The organism is Pseudoalteromonas sp. M8, assembly GCF_018141365.1.
Lineage (GTDB): Bacteria > Pseudomonadota > Gammaproteobacteria > Enterobacterales > Alteromonadaceae > Pseudoalteromonas.
Map to the genome: position 1 here is coordinate 1,558,706 of NZ_CP047240.1, position 12,000 is coordinate 1,570,705.

At 39.4% G+C, this 12,000-nt stretch carries 11 protein-coding genes; all 11 read left to right on the forward strand.

The annotated features are described in order from the left end of the window. The first annotated feature begins 2 nt into the window (after nt 1-2). The 11 genes from flgL to GSF13_RS11695 all read left to right on the forward strand — a co-directional run bounded on the left by flgL (nt 3) and on the right by GSF13_RS11695 (nt 11,999). On the forward strand, nt 3-1,238 hold the full coding sequence (gene flgL, locus GSF13_RS11645; protein WP_211868413.1) for a flagellar hook-associated protein FlgL: 1,236 nt from the start codon (nt 3-5) through the stop codon (nt 1,236-1,238). Nucleotides 1,239-1,555: 317 nt separating this feature from the next. Further along, entirely contained in the window at nt 1,556-2,539 is a 984-nt protein-coding gene (locus GSF13_RS11650; protein WP_211868415.1) for a flagellin, read from the forward strand. Between the two features lie 504 nt (nt 2,540-3,043). Next, nucleotides 3,044-4,030: a flagellin gene (locus GSF13_RS11655; protein ID WP_095728194.1), complete on the forward strand. Its 987-nt coding sequence runs from the start codon at nt 3,044-3,046 to the stop codon at nt 4,028-4,030. 154 nt (nt 4,031-4,184) lie between these two features. Continuing rightward, entirely contained in the window at nt 4,185-5,168 is a 984-nt protein-coding gene (locus GSF13_RS11660; RefSeq protein ID WP_211868417.1) for a flagellin, read from the forward strand. A 78-nt stretch (nt 5,169-5,246) separates the two neighbouring features. Further along, nucleotides 5,247-5,654: a flagellar protein FlaG gene (locus GSF13_RS11665; protein ID WP_211868419.1), complete on the forward strand. Its 408-nt coding sequence runs from the start codon at nt 5,247-5,249 to the stop codon at nt 5,652-5,654. 20 nt (nt 5,655-5,674) lie between these two features. After that, nucleotides 5,675-7,099: a flagellar filament capping protein FliD gene (fliD, locus tag GSF13_RS11670; RefSeq protein WP_211868421.1), complete on the forward strand. Its 1,425-nt coding sequence runs from the start codon at nt 5,675-5,677 to the stop codon at nt 7,097-7,099. 15 nt (nt 7,100-7,114) lie between these two features. Continuing rightward, the gene (fliS, locus tag GSF13_RS11675; protein WP_095728198.1) at nt 7,115-7,543 is read left to right on the forward strand and encodes a flagellar export chaperone FliS; all 429 of its coding nucleotides are present in this window, start codon (nt 7,115-7,117) and stop codon (nt 7,541-7,543) included. Continuing rightward, nucleotides 7,518-7,823, forward strand: coding sequence for a hypothetical protein (locus tag GSF13_RS11680; protein ID WP_211868423.1), 306 nt, complete (start codon nt 7,518-7,520; stop codon nt 7,821-7,823). Before fliS ends, GSF13_RS11680 begins: the two co-directional genes overlap by 26 nt. Nucleotides 7,824-7,840: 17 nt before the next feature. Continuing rightward, the gene (locus tag GSF13_RS11685; RefSeq protein WP_211868425.1) at nt 7,841-9,937 is read left to right on the forward strand and encodes a 6-hydroxymethylpterin diphosphokinase MptE-like protein; all 2,097 of its coding nucleotides are present in this window, start codon (nt 7,841-7,843) and stop codon (nt 9,935-9,937) included. 16 nt (nt 9,938-9,953) lie between these two features. Continuing rightward, nucleotides 9,954-11,321 (forward strand): FAD-dependent oxidoreductase, encoded by a 1,368-nt coding sequence (locus GSF13_RS11690; protein WP_211868435.1) that lies wholly within the window; start codon nt 9,954-9,956, stop codon nt 11,319-11,321. Nucleotides 11,322-11,333: 12 nt separating this feature from the next. Further along, nucleotides 11,334-11,999, forward strand: coding sequence for a class I SAM-dependent methyltransferase (locus GSF13_RS11695; RefSeq protein WP_211868437.1), 666 nt, complete (start codon nt 11,334-11,336; stop codon nt 11,997-11,999). Nucleotide 12,000: the final 1 nt, after the last annotated feature.

The window sequence follows — 12,000 nt, forward strand, 5'->3', positions numbered from 1 at the left end:
TTATGCGTTTATCTCAAAATCAAATTTTTAATTCTAATCTTAATTCTATTTTGCGTAATCAGCAGGACGTGAATAAAGCAACACAGCAGCTGAACACGCAAAAGCGGGTACTGAGTGCCTCCGATGATGCTTCAGCGACTGCTAGAGCCATGCTTTTTGACGACCGGATCCAAGCAAACGATCAGTTTACCAAGAACCTGACTATGTTGTCTTCGAGATTAGATACTCAAGAATCAGTGCTTGAAAATATTAAAACGGCCATTGATAGCGCTTATACCAAGTCAATACAGGCAGGTAACGGTGGGTTATCTGACGTTGACCGTGAAGCGATTGCTGATGAGCTAGAGTCCATCCAAGATACTATCTTGGATTTAATGAACTCAAAAAGTGAGGATGGTAAGTTTATATTTTCCGGCTACCAAGATAATACTCAAACCTACAGCTTTGATTCTGCCACTGGAAAGTACGTATATAACGGTGACCAAGGACAGCATAAAATAAAAGTTTCTGAAGGGGTTGAAATACGCTCAAGTGATAACGGTTTTGATGTATTTGAAAGTGCAGAGAAGCGACTGAATATTACGTCAAATACAGGTGTGGTTTCTGGTGGAATTACTTCTGCATCGGTTTATGTAGATGAGCAAGCTGTGTTTGATAAGTTTCATAAAGCAAATTACAACGCCGATCCAAGTGCGCCTGTAGGTGCAAACACCTTTGACTTAGTAGTGACAGCGGGTACGCCAAATACTTACCAGCTTGAGCAGGGGGGAACGGTTATTTCAACCGGGACTGCAGAAGGCGGAACTATTAAAGTCGCTGGTATGGAGTTTGACTTCGCTGGTGCTGCACCAGGCCAAATAAGCTTTGATTTAGAAAAGCCCCAGAAGGAAAACATTCTAAATACATTAGAATCTATGATTACGTCATTGAGAGACCCCAGTATTACGGGTGACGATTACAAACAGGTACTTGCAGATGGGATCTCTGGACTAGACAATGCCAAAATCAAGATATCACAAGGGCAAGCAGGACTCGGCGGCAGGTTAAATGCTGCAAAGCTTGTATCTGATGCAAATTCAGACTTGGACGTTGATAACAAAGCGAATAAAGCGGCTTTAATTGAAGTCGACTTTTATTCTGCGATTTCAGAACTCACCAAGCACGAAACTGCGCTGCAGGCATCTCAGGCAACATTTGGCCGCCTAACTAACCTTTCTCTATTAGACTATATTCGTTAAAAGATGGCCTTTACGGGCCATTTACTCTCACACCGCTCTAAACTCAACTTTTCATTGTAATAAGCTGAGTAATAATACATTTTTACCTAATCCTCTGATCGTAACCTAGGTGCGTCAAAACTTTGCCATATTTGGTTGAGCAATAATAAAAGCATATAGAAATCATGACGATAATTTTTTTTTAAAAAAAATACTAAAGGAAATTTTTTGCCGACCGATAACTTAATTAACCAAGCCGGAGAGTGAAAAACATTCAAAGGTTGGAAAAGAATCTAAGTTTGAGAGTGAAAGACTCGATTTAAAGTGGGAGAACCATCATGGCACTTTATGTAAATACTAACGTAAGTTCATTGAACGCACAAAGACAATTAATGAATTCTGGTAACTCACTAGATACATCATTCAAGCGTCTATCATCTGGTTTTCGTATCAACAGCGCTGCTGATGATGCTGCAGGCCTACAAATTTCTGACCGTTTGAGTTCACAAATCAATGGTCTTAACCAAGGTAACCGTAACGCGAACGACGGCATATCTTTAGCACAAACTGCTGAAGGTGCGATGGATGAAGTAACGTCAATGTTCCAACGTATTCGTACACTGGCACAACAAGCATCAAACGGCTCAAATACAGACGAAGATCGTTTGGCGATTCAAGAAGAGATTCGTTCACTGTCAGACGAGGTGAATCGAGTTGCTGCAGATACAACTTTTGGTGGTCAGAATTTGCTTGATGGCTCATATAAAGCTAGTTTTCAAGTAGGCGCGGATGCGGTTCAAACAATTGGTTTTAGCATGCAGACAGTGGGTACAAGCGCTAATGGAGCGAACTCATTATCAGCAAGTGGTGGTTTTACACTATCTGGTATTGCGAGTATTGCAAGTTCTGTTACTGGTACTGCCGGTACTTCTCTGGCATCATTATCAGAATTAAGCTCAGTCGGCAGTAGCGCGACGGTTGGTAGTTCTTTCACCTACGCTGGAGTTTTCCAAGCTGAAAATATTTCAGTTTCATCACAATCAAATGCACAGCGAGTTTTAGCTGGTATGGACGCGTTAATAGCTGTTGTTGATAAAAAGCGTGCGGAGTTAGGTGCAGTTCAGAATAGATTTCAATCAACAATCCGAAATCAATCTAATATTTCTGAAAACCTATCTGCAGCAAAATCACGTATCAAAGATACTGACTTCGCTCAGGAAACTGCAAGCTTAACCAAAATGCAGATCCTTCAACAGGCTAGCCAAACAATCCTAAGTCAGGCTAACCAACGTCCTCAGGCTGCTTTAAGTCTTCTAGGATAACAGTTGGAAGGTAAAGGTGCCTAAGCCGAATGGGGTATTTGCTTAGGCACCAAATTGGATGATAAAGCGGAGGTGCTTAAATCCAATAGCGTTCATTAAAACAATGAACACGTTAATTAAAGCATTAAGTATGCCAACTTTATGCTAGAAAAATGACACTCACTCTCAAATTTATCTAAAGAGGCCAACTGGCCTCTTTTTATTTCCCTACACTTTGAGCTGAAGCCTCTCCACCCATCAAAAAAGCCGCGGCTAGATGCCGAAATGCTAGTTAGTCGTTTCTCGATAAACAAAGTATTTAATACCTATTTTTAAGTTCCCTGTGTTATTTAATCATAGCTTTGGATTTTTGGCCCGCTATTTGCTTGCTACTAGTTACAGTAAATTCTGGCGTCAAAGTGGCAATTGGTTGCCTTAGTTGGTTGAATACCCGATGCATAAGTGCCGCTTTGTCATTTAACTATCTATCAATTAGATATTGATTTGACAAAAAGAGAGTGAATTATGGCTTTATATGTAAATACAAACGTTAGTGCTATTAATGCACAGAGACAGCTAACTAACTCGGGCAATGAACTAGATACATCTTTCAAACGCCTGTCATCTGGTATGCGTATTAATAGTGCTGCTGACGATGCGGCTGGTTTGCAAATTTCTGACCGTCTTCAATCTCAGATTATGGGGTTGAACCAAGGTAACCGAAATGCGAATGACGGGATCTCATTGGCACAAACAGCTGAAGGTGCAATGGATGAAATCACTTCTATGTTCCAGCGTATCCGTACGCTATCTCAGCAGGCAGCAAATGGTTCCAATACAGATGAAGACCGGTTAGCAATTCAAGAGGAAATTCGACAGCTGTCTAATGAAGTAAACCGTGTCGCAAGCGATACCACCTTTGGCGGTCAAAACCTTTTAGATGGTTCTTACAAGGCTAGCTTCCAAGTTGGGGCGGATGCAGTCCAGACTATTGGCTTTAGTATGCAAAATGTCGGTTCTACAGCGAATGGACCCAATTCCCTTTCCGCTGGTGGCGGTTTCACCTTGTCAGGAATTGCCAGTGTTGCGAGTTCAGTAACTGGTACTGCAGGTACCTCAATTGCTTCCCTTTCGGATCTGAGCTCAGTTGGTAGTAGTGCTGTTGTAGGAAGCTCTTTTACATATACTGGCGTATTTCAAGCTGATAATATAAGTGTGTCATCACAGTCCAACGCTCAAAGAGTCCTAGCTGGTATGGATGCCCTGATTGCGGTAGTAGATAAGAAACGAGCAGAATTAGGTGCGGTTCAAAATAGGTTTCAATCTACGATTAGAAACCAAGCAAACATATCAGAAAATTTATCTTCAGCGAAATCTAGAATAAAAGATGCTGATTTTGCGCTAGAAACAGCGAAGCTTACGAAAAATCAAATTCTACAACAGGCCAGCCAGACGATATTAGGCCAAGCTAATCAGCGACCGCAGGCTGCATTAAGTCTTCTGCAAGGCTAAAAAATTTAAACTTTTTTTCATTTAGACTAAAGCTTTCACTTTATATGACGATAACAGAGTTAGAGAACTATAACTTTAGGACTCTAACTTACTATTACTGCTGGGTAGGGGTATTCCGTAGTAATAGTTTAACCATTATAAAGCGGAGGCTATTATGGCTATATATGTAAACACGAATGTGAGTTCTCTAAATGCACAGAGACAACTAATGAATTCTTCTAATTCATTAGACACTTCATTTAAAAGGTTGTCATCAGGGTTTCGGATAAATAGTGCCAGTGACGATGCTGCTGGTATGCAAATATCTAACCGACTGTCTAGTCAAATTAATGGATTGAATCAGGGGATTCGAAATGCCAATGATGGTATCTCTCTATCACAAACTGCAGAGGGGGCGTTAGATGAAACAACGCAAATGTTTCAGAGGATTAGGACGTTGGCACAACAGGCTTCTAACGGCTCCAATACAGATGAAGACCGCTTAGCAATTCAGGAGGAAATAAGATCTTTATCTGAGGAAGTAAATAGAGTTGCAGCAGATACTACTTTCGGTGGACAGAATTTACTGGATGGCACATATAATGCCAGCTTTCAAGTTGGTGCTGATGCGGTTCAGACTATTTCATTCAGCATGGAAACTGTTGGTACAACTGCTAATGGGGCTAACTCATTAACAGCAAGTGGTGGGTTTACTTTGTCTGGATTGGCATCAGTTGCAAGTGCTGTTACGGGTACGGCGGGTACCTCGTTGGCATCTTTGAGTGAGCTAAGTTCTGTAGGTAGTAGTGCAGTTGTAGGTAGTTCATTTACTTATACTGCTGTATTTCAAGCTGATAATATTTCAGTATCATCGCAGTCTAATGCACAAAAAGTATTCGCGGGTATGGAGGCTTTGATCGCCGTTGTAGACAAAAAACGTGCCGAATTAGGTGCTGTTCAAAATCGCTTCCAATCAACTATTAGAAACCAAAGTAATGTATCTGAAAACCTTTCAGCAGCACAGTCACGTATCAGAGATACTGACTTTGCCATAGAAACTGCAAATTTAACAAAGATGCAGATCTTGCAGCAGGCAAGCAGCTCGATTCTTAGTCAGGCAAATCAGAGGCCTCAGGTAGCCTTATCTTTACTTGGCTAATTATCAGTAGCACTTACGCTAAGTTTCGATCTCTTTAAACTTGGCGTATACTCTTTATAGGCTTTACAGGAGGTCTAGATGAGTGATGTTCAAATTTCTCAAGGGCTAAACTATTCAGTTGATAGCCAACTGATTAAGCAACCAAAACAAGAATTAAACAATGAACGCGGTATTACTCCAGATAGAGTAAAACCTGAGGATTCACCTGAGCATAATGGCAAAGGTGCTAGCAGTAATGAACAGTTAATATCAGAAGTTAAAGACAATTTAGCGAAATTAAACGATGTTATCCCCGTTACGGCTACGAACTTACAGTTTCAACTTGATGAGGAGGGTGATCCCCCTGTTGTTCTTGTTTTAGATAAGTCTAGCAATGAAGTAATTAGGGAAATTCCTTCAAAAGAGTTTAGGGAGGTCGCTAAGGCTTTAGAAGAGTTTGCCGATAAACTTACAAAGCGTGGCGTGTTATTTGATAAAACCGCCTGATATAGATTTGGAGGTAGATTATGCCACTTATTACATCTGCGGGTGTTGGCTCAGGGCTTGATTTAGAGTCAATTATAAAAGCTTCTGTGGATGCGGAAAACGTACCCAAGATGCAAAGGTTTGCTGCAAAGCAAGAATCACTGAAAGTTGAGTTGTCTTCTATCGGTGAAGTAAAATCTGCCATTTCAAAACTTAAAGACACAATTGAAAAACTAGCGGACATCGATAACTTTGGCAAGCGAATCGCGAATATTCGTCAACCAGATGGTGCTGAAATAATCAGCGTGACACCAACGTCAGATATTTCTACGGGTAATTTCAAGATTGCTGTAGAACAATTGGCGCAAGGAAGCCGAGCTGTTTCTGCGGACGGTGCTTTTGCTTCAGCCGACGCAGTTGTTAGTGCAAGTGGTGGTACTTTGTCTTTCTCAGCAGGTGCGGATAAATCATTTGATTTAGAAGTAACTGCTGGAATGACTCTGGCTGAGTTAAGAGATGCTATAAATGCATCAGACACCAACTTCGGTATCACTGCCAATATTATTAACACGGGTGATCCTGATGTAGGCTCCAAACTTGTTTTTACGTCAAATGTCAGTGGCGATGGAAACGATCTCGTGATTACAAGTGATACTGCTGAGCTTGACGCTATTGAGACATATGACGCGACAACAAATCCTTCCGGTGGCATGGTAATTGCTGATGCGGACAAAGCTCAAGATGCAATCATAACGGTAGATGGCCTCGTAGTTAATAGCGATACAAATACATTTAAAGATGCTGTTCAAGATATGACGATAAGGGCACTCGAGGTTAGCCCTGAGGATACATCTGGCACAAAATTAACAGCTAAATTGGACGTAGATTATGACAGAGAGTCAGTCACTAAGCTCGTCGATGAGCTGATTACAAATTACAATAATCTCGTTGGAATGATTGGCTTGCAAACTCGAGTCGGAAAGCCTCTAAATGGTGATGCTTCGATGAGAGCATTGAGTGATCAGCTGGTTTCTACTTTGGGTTCTACGCTGACTGATGCTGGGCCATTTGAATCAGTATTTGACATAGGGCTTGGCGTTAATAAAAAAGGTTATTTAGAAAAGTCATCACTAGTTCGCAGCTTGAATGAAGCTATGGATGATAATTACGATGATATTGGTACAGCATTTGCAGGAGAAAATGGTGTGGCCAAAAAATTAGAAGAGTTGCTCGGAAACTACGTCGATTCAGATGGACTTATGAAACAACGTGAGACTAATTTAAATTCTCAACTTGATGATTTAGAGGACGATGTCATAAATCATCAAGAACGTATGAAGTCATTTGAAGCCAGCTTACGCCAAAAATATGCAGGGCTAGATGTGCTTATCGCGCAAATGAAGCAAACTCAATCTTATTTGGGGGCTCAACTTTCTAATCTTCCAGGCTTTACTAAGTCCAAGTAATTGAGAGGATTTAACATGTATAATGCAAAAGTGAAGAATTATCAGAGAGAAGCGCTTAAAACTCGGGTGGCGGGTGCTGATCGTTATGAAATTATTCAGATGTTGATGTCTGGTGCGATTGAGAAAATGGTGCTCGCCAAAGTCACCATCGAAAAAAAGCATTTAGAAGCGAAGGCCGAACATATATCAAAAGCTTCCGCAATAATCGATGCATTAAGAGGGTCGTTAGATTTTAATGTCGGTGGTGAGGTTACCGAAAATTTGTACGCATTGTATAGCTATATGCTAGACAGGCTTCTTGAAGCGAGTGTCAAAAATGATCCCGACATAATTGATGAAGTTTCTAACTTACTCAAAGAAATTAAGTCGGCGTGGGATGCTATTCCAGTAGAGGTAAGACAAGAAACGCTTAAGCAAAATGGCAGTAGTGCTGATGCAGGATAAGGTAAAGCATATCAATCAAGGGATCGTTGAGGTAGGTAACTGTATTACAGAAGGAAATATTAAAGATGCTATGGAAAAGTTCTCAGCACTTGATATTTTATTAAAATCCATATCAGATCAAAATAGTCTTACCCCTGAAGTGTTAGTTTCCCTTCGGGTTGTCTATCAGGAGCTGGAGAAAGCAATACATACAGCAACGCTCAAGCAAGCATCTATTAAGAAAGAACTTAAATCAGTGATTCAAAGTTCCAAAGCTGTAAAAGTATATAAGTCAATCTAACACCTCTAGTAAAGAATATGAAACATAACACCAATGATATTGAAGTAGAGTTACAAAATATTAAAGACAAGCTGAGTCAGTCTTTAAATAAGCACTCTCTTGAGCTTGAATTTACCAAAAAGGCAAATCTATTATATGAGAAAAATTTAATTGCCTTTAAAAAATACTTGCCAGAAATTTATGAAAAATTTGTTAACTTTCTCCCTAAGGGTGAATTTGAGCTTTTTATCGAAGATAATGGTGATGCCAATATAGTAGATTATGCTACTAAAGTCCCAATGTACTCCAAAACACCAGCTAAGCAAGTTAACAGCCAAGTGAGTAATGCGTTAGAGTCACCTATTTTTTCCAAGATAAGTTATGATTACCTCGAAAAAATGGAGAATAAATATGACTTTCTTCATGTTGAGCTTTTAAAAAAAGCTGGTAAGGTATATTCAAAAGCGCAAAAAGAATTAACTGAAAATCGCGTTATCGACGGTAAAGTACCTAGCGTTGTAATATTTGGGATTGGTTTAGGCTACCACCTCGAGAATATTTTAAAAAATGTCCCGAGTACATATATTAATCTATTCGAGCCTGAAGAGGACTATTTTTACGCGAGTTTATTCACCTTTGACTGGTCAAATTACCTCGAGTGTATAAATGAGGCTGGCTCTTTTCTTTATATAAGTATAGGAGTCTCCGAGGATGAAATATACCAGAATCTACATAGCAGAGCGCAAGACCAAGGCCCATTTACAATCTCAAACTCTTGGTTTTTTCAACATTACCCATCACAGTCTATTGATAACATCATTTATAAGCTGCGGGATAATTTCCACGAATTTTTTATGGGGTGGGGCTTTATAGATGACGCTTTTATGAGTTTGGCGCATAGTTGCGAAAATGTAAATAGACGAATTCCTTTTTGTCATGCTCATAGTTCAATAGTAAATAATTATAAGCATTTTCCGGTCTTAGTTGTTGCCAACGGCCCATCTTTGGATTCTGAATTAGACCTTTTAAAGAGCATTAGAGAGAAGGTCATCATTGTTTCCTGCAACTCGGCGAGTACTGCATTAATTAATAATGGTATTATTCCTGACTTTCATGCTGCTTTAGAGCGTTCTCGTGCTACATATGATTTTCTCAAGGCTTTCTTGCCAGAAAGCGCCAGAAAGCAAATGGCTTTACTTACAGTGAATGTTATGCACCAAGATGTAGCCGAACTTTTCTCTTGGGTTGGCGCTGGATTAAAGGGGCGGGAGGCTGGTACTAGCTTACATCAAGTTTCAGAAATTTTAGAAGGAAAAACTGCTAGTGCTACCTTGCCATTTTGCAACCCCCTGGTGGGGAATATGGCGTTGAGCCATGTTGTTACTTTAGGCTTTAAAAATATCTATTTATTCGGTGTAGATAACGGCTATGTTGACCCTTCACATCACCACTCGAAGTCAAGCATGTATTACAATAGAGAAGGGGATACAGTTTATCAGCCGCTACAAATTGGTTCGAAAATGCTCATTTCTGGCAATTTTGGCCAAGACGTAATTGCTGATCATTTTCTCTACTCAGGTAAAGTGCAAATGGAACGTCTTTTGAAAACAGAAAGAGCGAAAGGAGTATATTGCTATAACTGCAGCGGTGGGGCGAAAATCGAAGGTACTTTATCATTACGTTCGTCTGATTTGATAATAGAAAATCAAAATGTTAGTAAGCACGACGTGGTCGAGTACGTGAAAAATAGCCTTTTCTACATTCCTGATGAAGACTTTAAGATTGAAAAGCATTTAGATTTTGAAGGTTTTGAGAAACTTTGCGATACCCTAATTGATATTCTTTCCGAACCAGTCAATTCAAGAACAGAAGCGTATGAACAAGTTATAAAACAAGTGCATTTACTAACGTCCTTGAAAGAAACTCAGTTCAGCCATCATTATATGGTTTTGGAGGGAGAGGCGCTTTACTTGAGCTCGATAATTATCAACATGTTATTTAACTACGGAAGTTCGCAAAGCATTTTGCCTTATTATCAAGAGTTAAAGGCAGTCTGGTGTGACTTTTTGGCTTCAGCCCCCGACCTCTATCGGGAGAATTGGAATAAGTCTAGCGATCATATTTTTGAGGTATAGCTTGAGGTAATTACTAATGCAAAAGCAGAATGTTGTAGTGGTCGGGGGAGGACTTTCAGGCTTATTTGCAGTAAATAAGCTTGCTAAGAATAAAAACCTCAACATCACTTTGATTGAGGGGAGTCCAAGTTGTGGCGGGCTTCTTAATTGTTTTCAATCGGAAAGTGGGGTTTACTACGATCAGGGTACGCACTTTGCGTCTAAGACTGGTGTTGACAGCATAGATGATATTTTATTTGACGAAACTGACTTCGAAAACAACTGGTATCAGTTTTCTTACTTGAACTCGGGTAACTTTGCATTTAATAAGTGGACATTCGATACTCAAGTCGTTGATATTCGTAATTTACCTGACTGTGAATATCACAAAGCACTTGGCCAGCTAATTTCTGCTGAAACAATTACCACTAGTGATACCTTCAGCGAATATGCAAAGTCTCACCTTGGTGAATACTTATACCATGAGCTGTTTAAGCCAACTGTTTATAAACTCTATGGAGATGATGTTGATTTATTATCTATCCAGCCGAGAGTTGGTTATTTTGGTCTTAATAGAGTAGTGGCTTTAGATGACATAACGACTGAAAGTTTAAAGAAAATACCTAAATATGATGAAAAGCTTGCTTATAGTTCTAGTAAATATTATTCAGAAAAAATAACCACTCAAGAATGTTACTTATATCCTAAGGATAAAAAAGGAATACAGTTTTGGATAGATAAGATGCATGAAAGGGCAGTTAAAAATGGGGTTAATATCCTTACCTCAACTGAAATTAAGAAACTTGATGTGTCTAAAAAGAAAGTAACTAGTATAATCACTTCTGATGGTAAAATTTACAGCAGCGATCTAGTAATTTGGACTGTCCCACCATCAATATTACTAAAGCTTAGTAATATCGAGTGTAGTTTTAGTTATAAACCTCTTTTAAGAACAGCAAACCTTTTCCATTACTCTTTTGATAAACCTTTATTCAATTGTAAGAATCACTACGTTTGGAATTGGGACAAGAACTATAGATCGTTTAGGCTAACCTTTTACAATAACTTTACAGGATGTACGGCTCATGATAGCAGGGTGACCGTCGAAGTTTTATCTAGTCCTGAAGAAAGTCAACGCATTAGTAGTGAAGAAATTTTGAAGGAATTGCGTGACATGGAAATTATCGGAGAAGAGCATCACCTAACTGACGAATCAAAACAAGTAATTCATAGTACTTTCCCAGTACCGGACAAAAAATTACAGAAATTATCTAATGAAATTCGAGGTAAGGTAGAAGCAGAGCTCGAAAATGTTATTATTGCTGGGCGGCATAGTGGTTCTGTCTGGCTTCAATCTGACGTAATTAAAGCCATTAACCATGAGATTGAGGCGCGCATTTTTTAATTAGGAGACAACATGGGATTTTCACCAGAGTGGAACGACTTATACAAAAACAACAAACATTTTTCCGTATGGCCATGGAGTCAACTTGTAAGCTTATGTCTTAGGCATACTGATTTGGTAACTACTGAAAGGGCTTGTAAAGTTTTGGAGGTAGGGTGTGGAGCTGGAGCTAACTTACCTTTTTTCTTAGCCTACACCGATAAAGTTTATGGTCTAGATGGTAGTGAATATATTATCTCATCACTGAAACAGAAGTTTCCACAATTAGTTAATACGCTAGCAGTGGCTGACTTTACAAGCTCTATACCTTTTAAAGAAAATTTTGACTTGATTGTAGATAGGGGCGCTTCAGTTCACAACGACACGTCCTCAATCAAAAGATATTTAAAGTTAGCGCATGCGCACCTCAATGATGGTGGATTTATTATCATCACAGATTGGTTTAGTACAAAACACAGCCAGTACAGTGGCGGTGCTCCGGTTGATGATGATGGTTATGTCAGAACAGGTTATAAAGAGGGACCGTTTTCTGGAGTTGGTAAAGTACACTTCTTCGATAGCGATATAATTAAACAATTAACGGAAGATTTTGAGCTCATTCATTTAGAGCATACAAGCATAGAAGTCTATGGCACTGACCAAAAAACTTCAGGGTGGAACATAGTATTAAAGAAGTAGG